The organism is Xenorhabdus innexi (assembly GCF_002632485.1).
Lineage (GTDB): Bacteria > Pseudomonadota > Gammaproteobacteria > Enterobacterales > Enterobacteriaceae > Xenorhabdus > Xenorhabdus innexi.
The window spans coordinates 80,659-102,664 of record NZ_NIBU01000001.1; the positions used below are offsets into that span (position 1 = coordinate 80,659).

Consider the following 22,006-nt stretch of genomic DNA (forward strand, 5'->3'; position numbering starts at 1 on the left):
ATGATGATGAAAGATACCCGAAATCTATCAGGAGAAGGGTATTTTGTCGGAGGCCATATGCAGGAAGAAAACATGCAGGAAAACGCATTTCAGTTTAAAGCATCCCAGGCGCAAAAACGTGTGTGGTTACATGAACAACTCGAACAACAATCTGCCGTTTATCACATCACGACTGCGCTGGTACTTGAAGGAAAACCGGAGATACCGGCGCTGACGCTGGCTATCCGCGATATGCTGGAAAGGCATGAATCTTTCCGCACTGATTTTGTATATCAGGACAATACGCTTTATCAGCGTTGTCATGAATCCGTGCCTTTTCCTCTTGCAATTGTTGACTTATCCGTACTGGACGAAGAAGCGCAAAAGCAGCGTTTACAGTATGACAGTCAACAACCATTTGATTTACAACAGGCGCCTTTGTTGCGCTTTACGCTGTATCGGATCAGTGAAGATCGCCACTTTCTGGTTATGTTGCTGCATCACATTATTTCTGATGGCTGGTCAGCCGGTATTATCAGCCGTGAACTGACAGCCTGTTATAACGCCCGTCGGCAGGGCAATAGGCCGATGCTGCCGGAGTTACCCATTCAATACATCGATTATTCAGAGTGGCAGCACCAACAGGATGAAAACCCTGAGTCGGCTGAAGCACTGATGTGGTGGAAAGAAAAGCTGTCCGGTGCTGAACCTATCGCTCTGCCTTTTGACTATCCACGCCCGAATCGACTGAGCCTGCGGGGAAAAACCCATTATTTTACTCTCACTCCTGAACTGACTCAGGCACTGACACAACAGGCACAACAACAGAATAAGACCCTGTTCTCCACGCTTTTGAGTGCCTTTTACCTGCTGCTTTATCGCTATAGCGGTCAGACCGACCTGACCATCGGCTCTCCGGTATCCGGGCGCGGACAACTGGAGCTGGAAGGCATAGTCGGTTTTTTTGTTAACACACTGGTTTACCGGATTGAGCTTGATCCGCTGGCGACTTTTACTGAATTGCAGGAGCAGGTTTTTAATACTGTTCTTGATGGGCTTTCCCATCAACAGGTGAGTTTTGAGCGAGTGGTGGAAGCTATCAACCCTAAACGGGATTTGAGTTACTCACCACTGTTTCAGGTAATGTTTGCTTTTGATGGTTCAGACGCTACCGGATGGCAGTTCGACGGAATGAAAGCAACACCGTTTACTCTGGCGGGGGATTACGCCAAATTCGATTTGACGCTGTCAATGGAAAAATCTTTGCTGGCAGATGGCAGGGAACAGTTGCAGGGAGCATTTGAGTACAGCAGTGACCTGTTTGAAGAAGCGACCATTAAACAGTTTGAGGCTAATTTCCATTTTCTGTTGCAGGAAATTGCCCGGAATGCAGGCATGGCTCTGACGGATTATCAATGCATCAATGAAGCTGAAAAACACTGGCTTCTGCATGAATGGCCGCGCAGTCTTCACCGCAATTCGGTGACACAGAAGCCGGTGACACAGACTTTGCATCAGGCATTTGAGCAACAGGTGCGGCGGCGTCCGCAGGCCATTGCCGTGAGTGCCGATAATGGACGGATGCTGACTTATGAGCAATTGAATCAACGAGCCAACCAGCTGGCTCATTATATTCTGCGAATCAGACAACAAACGGAAATGCCTCAGGAACAGACGCCGTTGATCGGTCTGTGTCTGGAACGTGATGAGGAGATGCTGGTTGCTATTCTGGCGGTCTTAAAAGCCGGGCTGGCCTACCTGCCGATTGACGGCAGCAACGCGCCGGAACGGGTTCGTTTCTGTGTTAACAATGCCGGTGTCCGGCTGGTGATTGGTATTCCGGCTCACCGGACGCTGTTTGAGAGCAAAAACGTCGATTATCTCTGTATCGACACCGAAAAAACCTTTATCCAGACGATGCCATTGGAAAATCCGTCGTTATCGGAAACTCCCGATGCTCTGGCTTATGTGATTTATACTTCCGGCTCCACTGGTGTACCGAAAGGGGTGGAAATATCCCATGCCAATGTTATGCGGTTATTCAGCACCAGTGAACGGCATTTTTCATTCAGCGAAAACGATGTCTGGACACTGTTCCACTCCTGTGCGTTTGATTTCTCAGTATGGGAGATATGGGGCGCATTGCTGTACGGCGGACGCCTGAGTATTGTGCCTTATTGGGTCAGCCGTACACCGGGACATTTCTATCAATGGGTACGACAGGAAAAAGTCACCGTCCTGAACCAGACGCCTTCCGCGTTCCAGCTTTTTATTGCGGCAGATGAGCAATTGAGCACGCCTTTGTCACTGCGTTATGTGATCCTGGGAGGAGAGGCGCTGGAGCCGAGCAGTCTGCTGGGCTGGTTCAAAAAACATGGCGACAGACAGCCTGAAATCATCAACATGTATGGGATCACTGAAACCACCGTCCATGTGACTTATCGCCGGATTGTGCAGGCGGATGCCTTACAGGGGGGAAGAAGCCCGATTGGTGAAGCGCTGGATGATCTGGACATTTTTCTGCTTGATGGTCAGGGAAAACTGTCGCCGCAGGGAGCGGTGGGCGAGATCTACGTTGGCGGAGCGGGTGTGGCACGGGGGTATCTGAACGCGCCTGAGTTGACGGCACAGCGTTTTATCGACAAACGGCAGATTTTCCCGCAGGCAGAAGCAGGACAACGATTATACCGCAGTGGCGATTTGGCACGTTTGCGGCGGGATGGTTGTCTGGAATATCTTGGGCGTGCTGACCATCAGGTAAAAATTCGCGGATTCCGTATCGAACTGGGGGAGATTGAAACCGCCCTGAAACGCCTTGATGCCATAGAGCAGGCTGTTGTCGTTGCTCATCAGGATAACAGCAGCCATACCTCCCATCTGGTGGCTTATATTGTTCCGACTCCGGCTGAAACGCGGACTGTCAAAACAGGGTCTGACCACAATCTATCGGTGGAAATGCTCAGAGCCGAATTGAAACATACTCTGCCGGATTACATGCTGCCATCCCTCTTTATTTTCCTTGATACTCTGCCGTTGACCAGTAATGGCAAGATTGACCGCAGGGCATTGCCTGTACCGCAGCAAATCCGACCACAATTAGCCAGTGAATATCAGGCCGCGCGCAATGAAACTGAGCGCCGCCTGTTAATACTCTGGCAGGATACACTGCCGGTTTCCCGGATTGGTATCCACGATAACTTTTTTGCGCTCGGAGGCGATTCCCTGCGCGGTGTGCAGTTGACGGGGAAAGCACAGGAACATGGCTGGTCACTGACGCTGGTGGATCTGTTTATGCACCAGACAGTAGCTGAACTGGCGGCTCTGATTGATAAGCGCGGGGCTGATGACGCGGCTGTTGAGGGAGTGCGTCAACAACCGATGCAAAGTGTTGCGCCGTTCAGCCAGATTTCAGAAAAAGATTACCAGCGCTTACTGGAAAGCGGGGAAAACATCACCGATGCTTATCCGCTCAGCCGGATGCAGGCAGGGATGTTCTATCACATGAACCTCTCTCCCGATGCTAATGTGTATCACTGTACCGGCACTTCCCATCTGCGTATTAACGGGTCGTTTGATGAAAAGGCGTTCAGGGAAGCGACCGCCCAGACTGTCGCGGCTCATGATGTTCTGCGTACCGCCTTTGATATGGAAAATTACAGCGAACCTCTGCAACTGGTTTATGCCTTCGCTGAATTGCCGATTGTAGTGGAAGATTTACGTCATTTGTCTGAGGAAGAACAAGATAGACGAGCAAAAGCCTTACTGGAAGCGGAACGGGTCAATCCGTTTGATTTGCTGAAGCCAACGCTGTTGCGTTTCTTTATCCAGTTGCGTACCGATAATTCATTCCAGTTTACGATGACAGAGTGCCACCCGATCTTTGATGGCTGGAGTTATAACACCATGATCGTGGATGTGTTCAATCGTTATGCCGTGCTGACAGGGCAGGCCAGCGGGCAGACACTGGAACGATTATCAGACAGTCGCTCACCGAACAAGTCATCACCAAACAGGCCATCACTGGAATATCGTGACTTTATTGCACTGGAGCTGGCAGCAATTGCTGATGAAAAGCAAAAAGATTATTGGGCACAGAAGCTGAACGACTGCACTATTCCTGAGCTGCCCCGCAAACAGCATACGGACGGGGTTCATCACGTTACACCCGCTGCCACCAGCCCGAAACTGAAATCCTTTTCTCTGGTTCTGGAACGTCGGGTTTATCAGGGATTGCGTCATCTGATGCAACAACTCGGGGTGCCGCTGAAAAGTATTCTGCTGACCGGGCATATTAAAGTTGTCAGCATTTTCAGCGGAGAGCATGACGTTCTGACCGGGATCAGTTCTAACGGACGCCCGGAGGTGCAGGGAGGGGATGATTTGTACGGCCTGTTCCTCAATATCCTGCCATTCCGCCATATCCTGACGTCAGTTTCCTGGAGTGAGCTGATCCGACAGGTCTTTGCCAACGAAATGGAAGCCCTGCCTTATCGTCGCTATCCGCTGGCAGAAATTCAGCGCCAGTTCGGTCAGCAACCGTTGCTGGATGAGGTGCTGTTTAATTACATTGATTTCCATGTTTACGACCAGATGGCACCGGAGGTCGGGCTGGAAGTAGTGGACAGGCTGCATACTCAGGATGTTTACGAAGGAACTCACTTTACTCTGGATGTTCATTTTCAGCATCTGACACTCTCTTCGGCTTTGGCAAGCGATCAAATATCTATTCAGCTTGATTATGATGAAAATAAAATCAGCCGTGAATTAGCGGCGAATATGGCGGAATGCTATACCGCCGTATTTACTGCGATGGTGGCAGATCCGCAGGCATTGCATTGTGCCGGTCATTTCCTGCCTGTCACCCAGCAACGGAAGATTGACAGTTTCAGTCAGGGGAGTGCCGGTTATCAGGGGCAGGAAACACTGGCAGAGCTGTTTGCCGAGCAGGTCGGCCGCACGCCTGCTGTATGCGCCCTTGAACTGGGTGAAAGACGGCTCAGTTATCTGGAACTGCATCAGCAATCCAACCAGTTGGCACATCTGCTGGCACAGAAAGGCGTGAAGCAGGGGCAGTATATTGCGCTGTTGTTGGGACGCAGTATCGAGCTGATTGTCTCAATGCTGGCAGTGATAAAACTCGGTGCGGTTTATCTGCCACTCAATACCGATGATCCGGATATCCGCCTGATTGAACAGTTGGAAGATACCCGATGTGATCTGCTGATCACGGACGGGCGGCTTATTGACAGGCCGCTGCCTGCTGATTTATTCCATTATCTCCCTATGTTATGGCTGGATGAAGAGCAGTCCGCACTGGCTCAGATGAAGAATACCACTCCGCCGGAGCAGCCCGAATGCGACACGGAAAATCAGGCCAGTCTGCCCGCTTATATTATGTACACCTCCGGCTCTAGCGGTAAACCCAAAGGTGTGCTCATCGGGCAGAAAGGCATTATCCGTCTGGTTAAAGATGTCAACTCTATGGATTTCCGCGAGTTCAGCCGTTACCTGCAATTGGCTTCTGTCAGCTTTGATGCCTCAACATGGGAAATCTGGGGGCCGTTACTGAATGGAAGAACCATCGTGATTTACCCGCAGGCGGCTATTTCTGTACTCCTGCTGGAAAAAATCATTAAGGAGGCGGGAGTGGAAAGCCTGTTCCTGACCGCTTCCCTGTTTAACCTGATTGTTGATGAACGACCACAAGCGCTGCAAACCGTCAAACGGCTTGTTTCCGGTGGTGAAGCAATGTCTGCATGGCATGCCGCCCGAATTAAAGAACAGTATCCGGCTCTGAGCCTGATCAACGGTTATGGCCCGACAGAAAATACCACGTTCACTACCTGTTACCATTATCGTGGTACAGAAAATAGCAGCGTCCCCATCGGCAGACCGACTGAGGGCAATCAGGTCTATATCCTTGACCATTTCCTTCATCCTGTACCTGTCGGCACTGTGGGGGAGTTGTATATCGGCGGTACGGGTCTGGCGTTAACCTATCTCAATCAGGAGAGCCTCTATCAGGCGCTGTTTATTGAAAACCCGTTTGATAAATCCCTCTCTGCCCGGTTGTATAAAACCGGTGATCGGGGGCGTTATCTGTCTGATGGCAATATTGATTTTCTGGGACGGATGGATAATCAGAACAAGATCCGAGGATTCCGGGTAGAAACCGGAGAGATTGAAGCGGTTCTGTGCAAACATCCTGATGTGGAACGTGCGGCTGTACGTGTCATAAAGGAAAGCCGGGGTAAACGGATTGCCGCTTATATTGTCCTTCATGATAGAACCGCTCCTGACGGACATACGGTAGGCACAACGGAATGGGACACAACGGAACTGCGCAATTATCTGGCAGAAAGATTGCCGCGTTACATGGTTCCAGCGTATTTTCAGGTACTCTCTTCACTGCCATTGAATGCAAATGGCAAACTCGATATTGAGCGGCTGCCGCACGACCTCTCACCGCCTGTCTCAAGCCAGACTTCATATTATGAGCAGTACGGCGTTTCTCCGGCGGACAGAATGGCAGAACCCTCGGCCTTATCAGCTGATCCTGCTGTGCAAACCATCGTTCAGGCCATCCAACAGGTCTGGAGCGAAGTACTGAATGTGGATTTCCCTGATTGTGATGCGAATTTCTTCGATCTGGGGGGAGATTCCCTTTTGCTGGCTCGTATCCATCTCAAACTGTATGCGCTGGGCTATGCCCATCTCTCCATCATTGATTTACTCAATTACACCACTATTCACCAGCTTGCCCGGTTTATCAGTAACGGGCGTGAGCACACAGTATCACCGTTGTCACCGGCAGCGGGAACCGTGGAGACAGGACAGAAATATAACGCAGCCAGCAAAAATACTATTCCTGAGGGACGCCAGCGTCTGGCAGAAATGCAGAAAAAAATGCAGCAGGCAAAAAAATAGCGGGAAGAGGAAGAGCCGATCATGAATATTGATGTTAATAAAAACACGGATAAAAACAGCGACATTAATGAGATTCAGACAAAACAGATAATGGAATCGATGAATGGTTTCGAAATCGCCATTATCGGTATGGCAGGGAAATTTCCCGGCGCGGAGGATATAGATCAATTCTGGCAGAATATCGCCGCAGGCGTGGAATCTGTCAGAACGCTGAGTGATGCCGAGTTGGATGAGGCAGGTATATCAATGGAGGCCCGTTCACGGGCCGATTTTATCCGTAATGTTTCCGTATTAGAGCACCCGGAAGATTTTGATGCTGAGTTTTTTGGTTATTCTCCCAGGGAAGCTGAGGCTATTGATCCACAGCAGCGTCTGTTTCTGGAAACCTCATGGCTGGCGCTGGAAAATGCCGGGTATGCGCCGGAAAAATTCCACGGAACAATCGGCGTATATGCCAGTAGTTCGGGCAGCAGCTATTTACTGCACTATTTACTGAATCATCCCGCAGTAATAAGACAGAATTTACTGGATATGCTGTTCGGCAATAATAACGATCTGCTTTCGACACGAGTATCTTATAAGCTCAATCTGAAGGGGCCGAGTTTTACTATCGGCTCTGCCTGTTCCAGTTCAATGGTGGCTCTGCACTATGCCTGTCAGTCGTTGCTGGCCGGAGATTGTGACATTGCGCTGGGAGGCGGTGTCCACATTGGTTTTCCATCCCGCAGCGGTTATCACTTTGATGGCAGCGGTATTCTGTCCCATGATGGCCACTGCCGTACTTTTGACGCGGAGGCGACAGGTATACTGAGCGGAGATGGCGTTGGTGTGCTGGTGTTGAAACGCTTACAGGATGCTATTGAGAGCGGCGATCATATTTATGCGATTATTAAAGGTTCTGCGGTAAATAACGACGGCGCGGAGAAAATCGGCTTTACCGCCCCTTCGGTGACAGGGCAGACTGCGGTACTCCAGCGTGCATTGCTGGCAGCGGATGTGTCAGCCGAGAGTATCAGTTATATCGAAGCACATGGCACAGCCACGCGTCTTGGCGATCCGATGGAAATGAAAGCCCTGTTCAACGTGTATGATCAACAAGAGGCGAAGCAGAAACGCTGTGCGGTGGCCTCTGTAAAAGCAAATCTGGGCCATACAGATTCTGCCGCAGGTGCGACGAGCGTAATCAAAGTCGCGCAAATGCTGACACGCCGCTATTTGCCTCCGGCAGTTAACTTTACCCGTCTGAACCCTGAGATTAACCTGACCGGCTCAAGGTTCTATATCCCGATTCAGGGGGAAGAGTGGCAGAGCCAGAGTGTTCGCCGGGCGGGAGTCAGCGCCTTTGGGATCGGCGGAACCAATGCCCATATGATCTTGCAGGAAGCGCCCGATATTTCCTCGTCAGGCCCGGCTCATCCTCAACAGTTACTCTGTTTTTCAGCTAAATCTCCTGCTGCATTGCAGGACAACTTACTTCACTTCCGCCAATGGCTGGAGAAATCACCTGAGTGCTCGTTGGCGGATATTGCATATACCCTGCATGTCGGTCGCCATGAAATGGATTACCGGCATAGTCTGGTTTGTCATAACCATGCAGAGGCGATAACGGCACTGAATAATTATTTGTCCCAGACAGCACAGCGGAGCGCGGAAATATCACGTACTGCTTCCATATCACGTACTACTTCCTCATCAGTTGTTTTTATGTTCAGCGGACAAGGCGCGCAATATCCCGGCATGATGAAGGGATATTATGAGCAGGAGCCGGTATTTAAAACCATCGTTGATCGTTGTGCGGAGATCATGCTGCCGTTACTGGGGCGCGATATTCGCCCGCTGATTTTTGACTCGGCGGTATCCGATAGCAATTCCGGTCTGTATCAGACACGTTATACCCAGCCAGCACTGTTTGCGGTTGAATATGCGTTGAGCCAGTTGCTGATGACATGGGGACTCCATCCGACAGCCTGTATCGGTCACAGTATCGGTGAATATGTTGCAGCCTGCCTTGCCGGTGTTTTTACTCTGGAAGATGCCCTGAAAATTGTGGTCAGACGGGCGAAGTTAATGAATCAGATGCCTGCCGGAAAAATGCTGGCGGTAGAGCTTAATGAGAAAAAATTACAGGGTTATCTCAGTGAAGGCGTGACACTGGCTGCTTATAATACGCCTGAACTGTGCGTGGTTTCCGGCGAAACAGAGGCCATACTGGCACTGGAAAGGCGTCTGGAGGAGGATAATATCGTAGCCAGACCGCTGCATACTTCCCACGCTTTTCATAGCGCTATGATGGATGAGTGTCTGGAACCTTTCAGGCAATCATTCGAGGGCATATCCCTGTCACCACCCCGTATGCCATTTATCTCCTGTATCACAGGAACATGGATCACGGCGGAACAGGCCACTTCACCGGATTATTGGGTTCGCCAGTTACGTGAACCGGTTGCATTCAGTCAGGGTATCGAATGCTTGTTGTCTCAACCGGCAGATTCTGCAAAAGCGACTCCGGCAAAATTACAGCCACAGAAAGCCTCACTTCCCAAAGCCCCCATCTTATTGGAAGTCGGGCCGGGCAGTTCTTTAACCGGATTAGTCAAATTGAGCGGGCTGGCTCAGCACACATTCAACAGTACCCGTGCTATCAAACAGAATGTTCCTGATCGCCAGCATCTGCTGAATGTACTGGGACAATTATGGCAGCTAGGGGTATCTGTAGACTGGGCCGCATTTTATCAGCACCAGAAACGTCATCGTCTCCCTCTGCCCGGATATGCGTTTCAGCATCAACGTTACAGTCTGGATACGTTGATCAACGATACCTCAAATAAAAATACTTCAAATAGCCATGCCGTAAACAGCGATTCCGGCTCTGGTCAGTCTGCATCGGGCAGTAAACCGGAGAGCAAACGACTGCCGCTGGAACAGTGGAGCCATCAGGTGCGCTGGAAACAGATGACGGTACCCATGCAGGATCATGCACGGTTAAATGGGCAGGTTTTCCTGATTTTTATGGATCGGTCAGGGGTAGGAAAACGATTAACGGCGGAGTTGAGCCAATTGGGTGGTGAAGTCTGGCAGGTGATACGGGGCAGGCATTTCCGGGCTAATACAAATGCACGCCAGATAACGATTCACCCACAACGCAACGAAGACTATCAGTCACTGACCGAGGTCTTTCAACATCAGAAAATAGCGGTAAACCATATTATTCATGGCTGGTCGATCACCCGTTCCTCTTCCATTAGATTAACCACTGCTTTTACTAATTATGAATCTTTGCTGCACATTGCCCGACAATTTGCGGCGGGAGCGGAAACATCAGAAAAGACTGCGCTATTAAAAATAGATATTCTCTCCAACCGGCTGCATGCCATTACTGAACATGAGCGTAACGATCCTGCCAAAGCTCTGCTGATTGGCCCTTATCGCGTGATCCCCAAAGAGTTTGAACGGGTACAGTGCCGGAGTATTGATGTTGCTCTGCCTTCTACCCGATGGTCATTGCCGTTGCTGAGTGCCGGGCGGTTTAACACAGTAATAGCAACATTATTGACAGAGCTTCTTGGGCGGCCTGAAGCGCAAAACGGGGATACAGGCGATCAAAATAATACGGTGGCACTTCGGGGAAGGCATCGCTATGTTCCGTTGACTGAAACCGTCACATTACCCGCTACATCAAAGCCGTTATTCAGGAATGGAGGAAACTACCTGATTACAGGAGGATTCGGCGGTATTGGTACCACCATTGCAACCTATCTGGCGAGTCGCTGTCAGCCTCATCTTATCTTCATCAGCCGCAGTGAATTACCTCCTGAGAACGAATGGACGAACTGGCTGGAAACCCATGACGCCGATAATAAACGGTCACGTCACATTCGTTTATTACAGCAATTACAACAGAGGGGAGCATCTGTTTCAGTCATTTCCGCTGATTTGGCGGATGCCTCCAGAGTCAGCAAGGCATTAACCGATGTTGTTCGCCGGTACGGGCAGATCCACGGCGTCTTCCATTGTGCCGGAATTGCCGACGGTGGTTTGATTCAGAACCGCAGATTTGAAGATTCACTACAGGTTTTTCAGTCCAAAGTGATGGGAACCCAGGTGCTGGATAATTGGTTTATGGGTAATGGGCTTATGGGTAATGGCTCTATAGGCAATGGATTTAAACGTCGCCCACCCGATTTTTTCGTGTTGTGTTCATCGCTGGCCTCCACCGTAGGAGCCATCGGGCAGGTTGCTTATTGTGCCGCGAATGCGTTTGAGGACGCTTATGCTTTATTGCGTCATTCAGGCAAAAAGCAGGATACCCGTTACCTTGCCATCGGTTGGGATTCATGGCGTGAAGTCGGCATGGCCGTGGATAGCCTGCGACAGTGGTATCAGGATGATAAAGAACAGGACAGCATTATACACGGTATTTTGCCGGAAGAGGGTTGTCAGTTGCTGGAATCACTGTTGGCACACGGTGACAGTGTTTACGCTATCTCGACCCGTGGCCTGCCGTTACCGGATACTGACGACGATACAGAAAGCCATGTTTCCACAAAAAGTACCGCAATAAAAAGTGCCTCAACAAAACAGCAACAAGATCAGCATGAAATCGCAGCCATACAGCAAACCAGTAAGCAGAATCTTTATCCCCGCCCGATATTGAGTATTGAGTATCAACCTCCCCGCGATCAGACAGAAGAGATTATTGCTGATATCTGGCAGGAGAAAATGGGGGTTGGCCCGTTGGGTGTGTTTGATGATTTCTTCGAACTGAATGGACACTCGCTTATGGCAGTGCAGATCATCGCAAACATTAAACAACGGCTGCAAGTGGCACTTCCCGTCGGATTTATTTACGAATATTCCACCATTGAACAATTAGCTGAACAGGTCAATTTTCGTCGCCAGAAAACCGAAAGTGAAAAAAACGAAAGCCAGACAGCCAGGCCGGAGGAAAGGAAATGATCATCCGTACTCATACCCAGAAACGGGGGGCACATCACTCAGAAAGGCGTCAAGGGAAGGGGGACTGGTTCCCGCTGGGATATGCTCAGCACTGTTTCTGGTTTGTTGCTACGGCACTGGGGGATACCGCTAACAATCAGGCGTCTATTCTGATTGAAGGAGAATTACGGACAACAGTGCTGGAACAGGCTATCAATACCCTGATTCAGTCACATATTTCCCTGCGCACGGAAATTCTGGATTATGCACCGATGCAGCGGCTTTGTCAGATCAGAGAATTTGACCTGCCGTTTAAGGATCTGTCAGGCCACTGTTTTGACAGTAACGGCGTTGATAAGCAGGAGCAGCTCATTATCCGCACTATCCGGCAGTTCTCGGATACCCCCTTTGACCTGAAAACACCGCCCCATCTGCGGACACAGCTTTTCCGGCTGGAAAAATCAAAGCACCTGCTGCTTATATGCTTTCCTCATATTGTGGCTGACGGGGGAGCCATACATCTGTTCGAACAACAGCTATGGCATCTTTATGCACAAGGGTGCCACGGGGAAAAAATGTCGTTGGAGCACCGTGATAAAAACCCGTCAGAACAGATGCAGATTGATGAATGGGTAAGCCGTGAGCGGGCAACGTATCATCGTCGGCAGCGGCAGGATCGGGATTTCTGGCGGCGTCATCTGACGGGGTATCCATATGCGCGCTTTCCTGCCTGTTATCTCAATCAGGATAGCCTTACCGACCATGAGTTATACCTGCCATTTCCCGATAATAGCTATGATTCGCTGAGTATTCTGGCAAAGCAGCAAAAAGCCACATTGCAGATGGTTTTTCTGACACTGGTTTCTGAGGTGGTTTATGCCATGACAGGCCAGGCGCGTTTTTCCCTTAATTCGGTACTGGAAGGGCGGGAACAGCCCGGAAGTGAAACACTGATGGCACCCACGCTGCGCGTCATGCCAGTGCCTGTCGATATGGATAAAACAGGCATAAAGAATAAAAACAAGGAGGATAAAAAAACAGAGGAGGGAATGGCAACAATTGCCCTGCTGGAACAGATCAGGGAAAAGATTTTATCTGCTTATGACCATATGGAGTGCCCGTGGGGTTTACCTGTTGGCGTGCTGGCTGAACAGCGCTGGCATAAAAGCCCTAAACTTTACTCTCTGGCTATCCGTACCGGTAGCTGGCTTTACAGCAAAATATTCCGGCGTGCCCGGCTCTATCCACACTTTCTGGCTGATTTTCTGTTTATGGAGCCGAGACCTCCGCAATCTATTATCAGCCGAACGAAGCGCAGTGTAGAAATCTCACAACCGACGATTAATATCAACATATTACAGGATGTATTCAAGGCTGCGGTTGCTGATAACAGACCGGGCGGATTGCACCTGAGCAGTTACTGGAAAAGTGAACATCGGGAGTATCAGGCACTATCCAGTCAGGCCATTTCTACCCGGTGGGAAAATGACTCTATCAATATTTATGTCACACTTTCTGAGGATGGAAAACCGATCATGCAAATCAATTGTTGCTGCTTCAATCAGGCAGGAATGGCGCGGTTTACCGGATTACTTAAAGAAAAACTATCGTCCCTTTCCTTACTTATACCTGAATGAGATACAGAGTATGAGTACGCAAAACCAACAAGGTGCCGGATAAAAACCAGCACCTTGACGGGTTACTTTCTCAATGAGTAGCGACCCTTAGTTACTGCTTTCCAGTTTGAAATTTCTTTTCCCTTCCGGTAACGGGCGGGAAGTATTATTTTCATTAACGGCGACGTAGGTGAAAACGGCATCAGTGGCACGATAACGTTGCCCGACTGGTTCAGATGCTACTTTTTTCACCCAGACTTCAATGTGAATGGTAATGGATGAGTTGCCTGTTTTCAGACAACGGGCATAACAGCAAACGACGTCACCTACCGCGACCGGTTTTAGAAAACTGATGCCATTTACGCTGACAGTAACTACACGTCCCATTGCAATTTCTTTTGCCAGAATGGCGCCGCCAATATCCATCTGGGACATCAGCCAACCACCGAAGATATCCCCGTTGGCATTAGTGTCAGCTGGCATAGCCAGTGTACGGAGAACCAATTCTCCGTTTGGTAAGCATTGTTGTTGTGTCATTAGAAAACTTGCTTTATTTGGTGAATACAACAATACCTGCCCATAATCCGGCAGGTATCCATATGAAAATTATTGTTATTATTCTTGTTCGCGGGGCAGATGGCGGTAAATATATATCACACTCAATACGATAAAGACCAGTGTTAATGCCATTAGCCCGAATACTTTAAAGTTAACCCAAACATCTAGAGGTAACCAAAAAGCGACATAAATATTTGCTAATGCACAAGCAATGAAGAAAATGGCCCAAGCCATATTCAGTTTATTCCAGATAGCAACAGGCAATTCTAACTCTTTGCCCAACATACGCTGGATTAATGGTTTTTTCATCACCCATTGGCTGATCAGCAGAGCCAGTGCAAAAATGGCATAAACAGCAGTTACTTTCCATTTCATAAACAAAGGGTCATGAAGGGCTAAAGTCAGTGTGCCGAAGACAGCGGTAATTGCGAAGGTAATTAAAGATGATTTTTCAACTTTGCGATAAACCGCATAAGTGATAACAACAGCCAGCCCGGTAGCAGCGATCAATGCACCTGAAGCATAGAAAATGTCATACATCTTATAGACAACAAAAAAAACGACTAATGGCAAAAAATCTAGAAGTTGTTTCATAAAATTAGCTCACTGTAATACACATGATGGCAGGTTTCTGAATTTATGCCAGAGTGTATCAGATCTTAATAAAATGGTTTAAAGAAAAAGACCGTCAGGAGAGGGCGCGTTGTGGGTTTTGATTTGACCTGATTTTATAATGTATCTCCTTTCACAGAAGGTTTGTATCGCTATATTATGTAAAATCATTGATTATGTAACGGCTTGATTACTTGGTTATGAATTGTGTTAAACCATTGCGTAAGGCTATGTTGAGGAAAACTATGCTGGGGAAAAGGTTATATCGCTGGATGCCGGGTTTGGAGAGTCTTTGCAATTATCGGAAAGAATATTTTAGCCATGATATACGGGCAGGCCTGTCTGTTACCGCTGTCGCTTTACCTGTGGCGATTGCTTATGCTGAATTAATGGGCATAAGTGCAATTATTGGTCTGTATGCCTGTATTCTGCCTATGTTTGTTTATGCACTATTCGGCACATCCCGCCAGTTGATTATCGGGCCGGATGCTGCAACGTGTGCTGTTATTGCTGCTGCGGTAACACCTCTGGCATTCGGAAATGCAGATGTCCGCTGGCAGCTTGCGATTATAATGACGTTAATGACAGGGATCTGGTGCATACTGGCAAGCCATTTTCGGTTGGGAGCATTTGCAGATTTTCTTTCGCGCCCCATTTTAAAAGGTTTTATCAATGGGGTAGCCATTACTATTATGGCGGGCCAGATTACTAAAGTATTCGGGATTTCTGGTTTGCCTCTGGAACTGATTGAGCGGTTGATTGCATTACCACATAAGTTACTGGAATCTCACTGGCCGACAATGGCAATGTCTGCAATGACTTTACTTGTTCTGCTGAGTGTACGTTTCCTGCGTCCGGGCTGGCCAGCACCATTGCTGGCGATGCTGATATCTACTTATGTGAGTTGGCAATTTGAATTAAATCAATATGGTATTGAGATTGTTGGTCATATGAAAGATGGGCTGCCAATTGTACCAGTGCCTGAATTTGAACTGGGTAGTATCCGTGATTTGGTGGTTCCTTCCATAAACCTGGCTGTTATCAGTTTTGTCAGTTTTATGATAACGGCGCGTAGCTTTGCCAGCAAAAACGGTTATCAGGTAGATGCAGATTCAGAATTACGGGCATTGGGTATTGCCAATATTGCTTCATCATTATCTCAGGGGTTTGCAGTCAGTGCAGCCAGCAGTCGTACTGCGGTCAATGATGCCCTTGGTGGCAAAACCCAGATGGTATCGATAATTTCTGCAATCACCATCTTGTTGGTGTTGCTTTTTATGACGAAATTTTTGTCATATATTCCATTATCGTCATTAGGTATTGTCCTGATATTTTCTACATGGTCATTACTCGGATTAAAAAATATCTGGGCATATCGGAAACGCAATCGTCAGGCTTTTATACTATCCACTTTTACCCTTGTTGCTGTTTTGTTAGTTGGTGTGATTGATGGAATTGGTTTTGCGGTGTTATTGGGTTTATTACAATTTTTACGCATTATATTTCGTCCTTCAGATCAGTTATTAGGAGTAAATGAACAGGGAATGATCCGCTCCATCAATCAGGGCAATAATATTGTACCTGTCGATGGAATAGTCATGTATCGTTTTAACTCTCCTCTGACTTATTTCAATGCCGGATATTTCAAAAAGCGGGTTTTACAACATATAAACAGTACCTCCAAACGCCCGGAATGGCTGGTGATCGATGCAACAGTCAGTTTTACCCATGATGATGTCAGTGTGTTCGCTGTGTTGGATGAACTGATTACTGAATTGAAAAGGAAACGAATAACATTAGTTCTTGCAGGCCGCAGCACTGAATTAAAGAATTGGATAAAACAGAACAAACTCCGGCGTAGTGATGAGGATTTAATGGTTGTTCCCGATCTTTATTTTGCTATTCGTTTGATCCAGAGTAAAAAACAGGCTGAAGAGAGCCTCGCTGAATAAAGCGAGGCTGTTTGGTTTGCCATCTACGGATTTTTTGGTTTAGCCAGCATATACAAACGGAATAGATAAATCAGCAACAGGGAAGACAACAGGTTATTTGCTGTTGATAAGGCGATGTCCGGCATTTTGGATAATCCAAGCGCAATAATCAGTTTCATTGCAAGCAATAGCAAAACGGCAGGAACTAACAGGCGGAAAGTATCGAATGCTAATCGCCAGCTTTCCTGCATGGATACGAATATACCTTTGCCTTTCTCAAGCAGCAGAAGCGGAGCAAATGCAAATACAATTGAAAACAGAACTCCCGGAATGAACATCAAAGCGTAACCTATATGAACTAACAGGGTACAGATGAGTACCAGTAAAAACATCTTAGGTAATTGAGTCAACGATAGTTGACAGGCTTGTAGCGCATTAGTCTGATGCCCGTTGGAAATAGCACTGATAAGTATTAATACACTGGCAGTCAGTAAAGTATCACCAAAAATACTGGAAAATAAGATCCCGCCCATTGTGCGAATGAGCATTAGCTGTGTTTCCGGGGCCAATTGCTCAATATAGTTTTTAATACCTGAATTGCCGGATTCCCGAAAAGTATCTTGTATTTCAGTCAATAACTTAAGTTGCTCACCATCAGGTATCAGAAGGTGATTCAGCAGTGTAGTCACCAACGCGGCTAAAACAGAGAGTATGACAATATTCAACAATTGGTGTTTAAAAAAGTTGAGGCTGTCACGATACAGGGTATTTGCCGTGATGGGCATGTAAATGGCTCCTATCAGATGAAACAGTAATGAAACCCAATTGTACCTTGTTCAACGGATTATTGGATAGCTAAAAGATAAAGTTGACAACTATTGTGCAATTTTACTTATTAAAATTGGTTCATTGTCATAAATGGAGCATGCTCCATTTATGTGAGGATTGTGACAAATCGTTGTTAACCACTCAAATTTTGATAGGCAGATATTCAGGTAATTTTGACTTGGATCAATTCAAAATATCCCATAGGTGAAATAATAAATTTGTAACCACAAAAACTAAATAAATGGGATCGATAATGAAAAAAATTTCTGCGCTTGTCCTGGCTGCGGCAACGCTGGCCCCATCATTTGCTTTTGCCCATGAATCCGGTGACTTCCTGTTCCGTGCTGGTACAGCAACGGTAAGGCCACATACCGGCTCTGATGATGTATTAGGTTTAGGCTCATTTAATGTAAATAATAATACGCAATTAGGTTTAACTTTCGGTTATATGATCACTGATAATATTGGTGCTGAATTATTGGCTGCAACGCCATTTCAACATAATGTCAATTTGCCGGGTGCAGGGGAAATTGCGAGAGTTAAACAGTTACCACCAACATTAATGGCTCAATATTATTTCGGTAATGCAGAGAATGAATTACGTCCTTATGTCGGCGTAGGTATAAACTATACAACATTTTTTGATGAAAAATTTAATAATAATGCTACTGTAAAAGCGGCAAATTTAAATAGTCTGGATCTGAAAAACTCCTGGGGTGTTGCAGGGCAGGTTGGTCTGGATTATCAACTTGATAAAAACTGGATGTTAAATACTTCACTCTGGTGGATTAATATTGAAACTGATGTGAAATTTAAAGTTGCTGATCAAGAACAAAAATATAAAACCCGCCTTAATCCTTGGGTATTTATGTTCGGTGTTGGTTATAAATTCTGATGATTTGATATATACACTTCGTCTTTCAAGCTGCTTCTTTGTTGGCTACGCTTGCTCACCCCAGTCACATATACCCATCTTTAATTACGATGGGTATAGCATGTAATGCATCAAAAACAGAATCGGCTTTTAAGCGGCTATCTTCGTCTAAGTTCTTTTTAATAGCAGGAAATTGTACCTGAAGGGTGTGTGCTTTGAGAGTAGTCAGGGTTTTTTCTGATAGCAGATTAGCTAAGACAGGCAGCAGATTCTAATAATAACGTTGCTGATCGATTATTGCATAGCTGGTTGAAAAGCAGCGTCGGATCAGCCTGATAGACCGTTTCTCGCTGATTTATCGAAATATTGAAGTCCTTATCTGTCATACTCCCCCTCTTTTATTATCGTTATTCAACCGCCCTGAGAGGGAAGTAGAGCCACCAACGCACGGTTTGAGCTGTTCTCATAGTTTTCATAAGTGTGATCATCATAAGCGCCTTGTTAGTAGAGTGTTAGTAATATGTATCTGAATCAATCCTGCGTACTAGCGAACTGATCCTTTATTTGCTTGTCAACCGTTTTTTTTGATGTGTTTTTCTTCTGTGTATCGGCCAATGAGTTGAATCTGTAACGGATAGTATATTTTTTATAAATGGAATTGTTTGAATTTAATTCTGTTTAAATCTATCGTGAATTTCATTCTGTTGTTTTTCACCAGACAACATCATTTTTTGATGAGATATTATCTTATGAAAAAAATAAATTTATACTCCATATTATTTTTTATAGTATCAATCATTTTTCATAATGCTAATGCAGCTGAATCAGATAGGATGGTAATTATCCCATATATAAAAAATAGCCAAGAAAAAAAGCCCGGAATATGGCCAGTACCTCCATTTTATTATTACAATTTAACAATTAAAAATGAAAGTAAACATGACACATTAAATATTGATAGAATTGACGATCGTTGTATGTATAATTCAGGAGAAAAAAGTTTTTCCGTGTCAGCCGGGGGTAGTTTTGGACAAGAAATTGAAATTAAAAATACGTTTGGTATTCCGTTATGTACGGGAATAGCAAAAACTATTGATTGGACTACAGAGACTATTTTTAATAATAAAAAATATAAGGGTTGTGATATTACATTAGATTTTTCTTATAACCCAACTTGGTTGGGTCCTGGGATGGGATGGTTTTATCATGTTGATACAGCTCGGGGTTGTGATCTTACCGTTACTGTTGATTGTGGTGGCGGTGATTGTTTAAATAACGATGGTTATCCAATTAATGACAATAATAATATTACTATCACTATAAAAGATGATAATGACTGGGAGCCACCAAGAATTACTTCTCCCGCTCCTAATACAGTTTTAGATAATAACTGGGTTTTAGTTTCAGGGGAGGGTTTAAATGAAGATGGAACTTTACCTGAACTTAGTATCAATTCTTCTATTACTTCTTCTCCTTATTTTGTTAGTGTTACAGCTACATCGAATAATCATTGGGAAAGTAACCTCTGGCTTCCATGCGGTCTTGGTACTTCAGTTAGTATTAAAGATGTAGATAATTCTGGTTTAATAATTGATGGCTCATTGTGTGAAGCAACGATTACCTCAATGCAGGATGGAGAAACTATTCCAGCTGGAGAATACTCTTTATCGGGGCTGGCAAATATCGATTCACGTGCTGGTAATGTGCAGGTTCAGATAACGGGTTATAACAATGATGGAACTGTTTATTCATCAGAAAAGAGTTATGCGTCGAATATTGATACGGATGCAGGTAAATGGACTCTGAAAGATTTAGAGGCAGTCTGCTCTATTCAATATAAAGCTTCTGCATCTCCTTACTTATATTTTTCTATAGCAAAAGCATCAGCAGAAGTGAGTTATTCGGCACAAAATTGCCCTGCGAGTATAACCAGCCCAAAACCGAATTCCACCGCTGACAATAACTATATTACCGTTTCAGGAAAAGGCCGTACTGAAGATGGAGAATGGCCTGAGCTTGTCACCAGTTTCGATAAGAAGAGTTATTCAACCCAGCCTACCGGGGATGGTGATAATTGGGTTGGACATATCTGGATGCCATGCGGTATTACCGGCACAGTGAGTATTACTGGTATGGGTAATTCGGGTGTTACATTTAATGGCCCGCCATGCGGAGAAACGATCACTTCAATACAAGATGGGCAAACTATTCCTGCCGGAAAATACAGTTTATCGGGACAGGTAAATAGTGATACGGTTGATGATGAAAAACATATACAGGTTCAGATAACGGGTTATAACAATGATGGAACTGTTTATTCACCAGAAAAGAGTTATACGCCGAGTGTTGATACGGATACAGGCAAATGGACTCTGGAAGGTTTAGAAGCCATTTGTTCCATTCACTATAAGGCATCAGTTTCCAAGTCTTCATCAGAATTACAGTCTGTTCATCAATCTCTCCTACCTGGAATGCCCGGTAAAAGCGAAGTGAGTTACTCGGCACAAAATTGCTCTGCGAGTATAACCAGCCCGGAACCTAATTCCACCATTGGCAATAACTATATTTCCGTTTCAGGAAAAGGCCGTGCTGAAGATGGAAATTGGCCTGTACTTGTCACCAGTTTCGATAATAATAGTTACTCAACCCAGCATATTGGTGATGGTGATGACTGGGAAGTATACATGTGGGTGCCATGTGGTATTACCGGCACAGTGAGTATTACTGGTATGGGTAATTCGGGTGTTACATTTAATGGCCCGCCATGCGGAGAAACGATCACTTCAATACAAGATGGGCAAACTATTCCTGCCGGAAAATACGATTTATCGGGTCTGGTTAATAGTGATACAGCAGGTGATGCAAGAGATATACAGGTTCAGATAACGGGTTATAACAATGATGGAACGATTTATTCACCAACAAAAAGTTATACGCCGAGTGTTGAGACGGATACAGGTAAATGGACTCTGGAATATTTAACGGCAGTTTGTTCCATTAATTATAAGGCATCAGTTTCCGAGTCTTCATCAGAATTGCAGTCTGTTCATCAATCTCTCTTACCCGGCATGCCCGGTAAAAGTGAAGTGAGTTACTCTGTGCAAGCCTGTTCTGTAAAGATTACTAAGCCTGAAGATAAGGAACTCATTTCTTCCAATACTCAGGATACACAAAATGTTTCAATAGAAGGTAAGGCTGATACTGGAATTACAGTTGAGGTGTCATATAAATCCGGTAATTCCGAGTCTTCACCATCCCCTGCTAGTTCTGATAATGATACCTGGCATTATGAGGCTCAGGAAGTACCAGTAGGTTTTATTACTATTACTGCTGTCGGCAAAGATTCATCTGGTGGTTTAATGCCTGATGAGAAAGATGAAGTGACAATACTCAGTTCTAAACTTTTTTCTGTAGCAACTAAAAATGACGGTGTTTTCACCGAGTTTTATGGCACATCTATGCCAACTATTGAAGATGAAGGTGAAGATGAATATTTAGATCCTGATATTCTAATATCACTTGATGGGGTTGGGAGTATTAAAATTGCTGTACCTGATGAAAATGGTAATTGGAAATATGAAGATAAGAATTACGCTCGTAGAGGAAAGTATACGTTTACCTTTGAAGAAGAATCTAATAATGAGAGTTATGATGGCAGAGGTAAAAAAAATATCGAATGCACAGGTGGTGATGACGGAATGAATTGCACTGTTAAAAATTAATTTTCGCCTTAATATTTAAGGAGA

At 45.9% G+C, this 22,006-nt stretch carries 10 protein-coding genes; 6 read left to right on the forward strand and 4 right to left on the reverse strand.

Annotated features, from left to right (window positions below; all coding sequences use genetic code 11):
- From Xinn_RS00275 to Xinn_RS00285, 3 genes are read left to right on the forward strand one after another with little or no spacing between them, the layout of a single operon-like run.
- Positions 1-6,906 carry a non-ribosomal peptide synthetase gene (locus Xinn_RS00275; RefSeq protein WP_244590101.1) on the forward strand — a complete coding sequence of 2,302 codons (6,906 nt, stop codon included), beginning with the start codon at positions 1-3 and terminating at the stop codon, positions 6,904-6,906.
- A gap of 21 nt (positions 6,907-6,927) precedes the next feature.
- The gene (locus Xinn_RS00280) at positions 6,928-11,862 is read left to right on the forward strand and encodes a type I polyketide synthase (RefSeq protein WP_086953263.1); all 4,935 of its coding nucleotides are present in this window, start codon (positions 6,928-6,930) and stop codon (positions 11,860-11,862) included.
- Positions 11,859-13,478: a condensation domain-containing protein gene (locus Xinn_RS00285; RefSeq protein ID WP_086953262.1), complete on the forward strand. Its 1,620-nt coding sequence runs from the start codon at positions 11,859-11,861 to the stop codon at positions 13,476-13,478. Before Xinn_RS00280 ends, Xinn_RS00285 begins: the two co-directional genes overlap by 4 nt.
- Before the next feature lie 87 nt (positions 13,479-13,565).
- Here Xinn_RS00285 and yciA read toward each other — a convergent pair whose 3' ends face one another.
- Entirely contained in the window at positions 13,566-13,994 is a 429-nt protein-coding gene (gene yciA / locus Xinn_RS00290; RefSeq protein ID WP_086953261.1) for an acyl-CoA thioester hydrolase YciA, read from the reverse strand.
- A gap of 78 nt (positions 13,995-14,072) precedes the next feature.
- Complete coding sequence (locus Xinn_RS00295; RefSeq protein WP_086953260.1) at positions 14,073-14,609, reverse strand: septation protein A; 537 nt, start codon at positions 14,607-14,609, stop codon at positions 14,073-14,075.
- 263 nt (positions 14,610-14,872) lie between these two features.
- Here Xinn_RS00295 and Xinn_RS00300 point away from each other — a divergent pair, with 263 nt between their 5' ends.
- Positions 14,873-16,579 (forward strand): SulP family inorganic anion transporter, encoded by a 1,707-nt coding sequence (locus Xinn_RS00300; RefSeq protein WP_086953259.1) that lies wholly within the window; start codon positions 14,873-14,875, stop codon positions 16,577-16,579.
- A 23-nt stretch (positions 16,580-16,602) separates the two neighbouring features.
- Here the strand turns inward: Xinn_RS00300 and Xinn_RS00305 are convergent, their stop codons facing one another.
- Positions 16,603-17,343, reverse strand: coding sequence for a YciC family protein (locus Xinn_RS00305; protein ID WP_086953258.1), 741 nt, complete (start codon positions 17,341-17,343; stop codon positions 16,603-16,605).
- Positions 17,344-17,639: 296 nt separating this feature from the next.
- Here Xinn_RS00305 and ompW point away from each other — a divergent pair, with 296 nt between their 5' ends.
- Complete coding sequence (gene ompW / locus Xinn_RS00310; RefSeq protein WP_086953257.1) at positions 17,640-18,281, forward strand: outer membrane protein OmpW; 642 nt, start codon at positions 17,640-17,642, stop codon at positions 18,279-18,281.
- Between the two features lie 227 nt (positions 18,282-18,508).
- Here the strand turns inward: ompW and Xinn_RS21895 are convergent, their stop codons facing one another.
- Positions 18,509-18,646, reverse strand: a complete 138-nt coding sequence (locus Xinn_RS21895; protein WP_169923506.1) for a hypothetical protein — start codon at positions 18,644-18,646, stop codon at positions 18,509-18,511.
- 363 nt (positions 18,647-19,009) lie between these two features.
- On the opposite strand from Xinn_RS21895, the gene Xinn_RS00315 reads away from it, so the two are divergent.
- Positions 19,010-21,982 (forward strand): hypothetical protein, encoded by a 2,973-nt coding sequence (locus tag Xinn_RS00315; RefSeq protein ID WP_143706501.1) that lies wholly within the window; start codon positions 19,010-19,012, stop codon positions 21,980-21,982.
- Positions 21,983-22,006 lie beyond the last annotated feature (24 nt).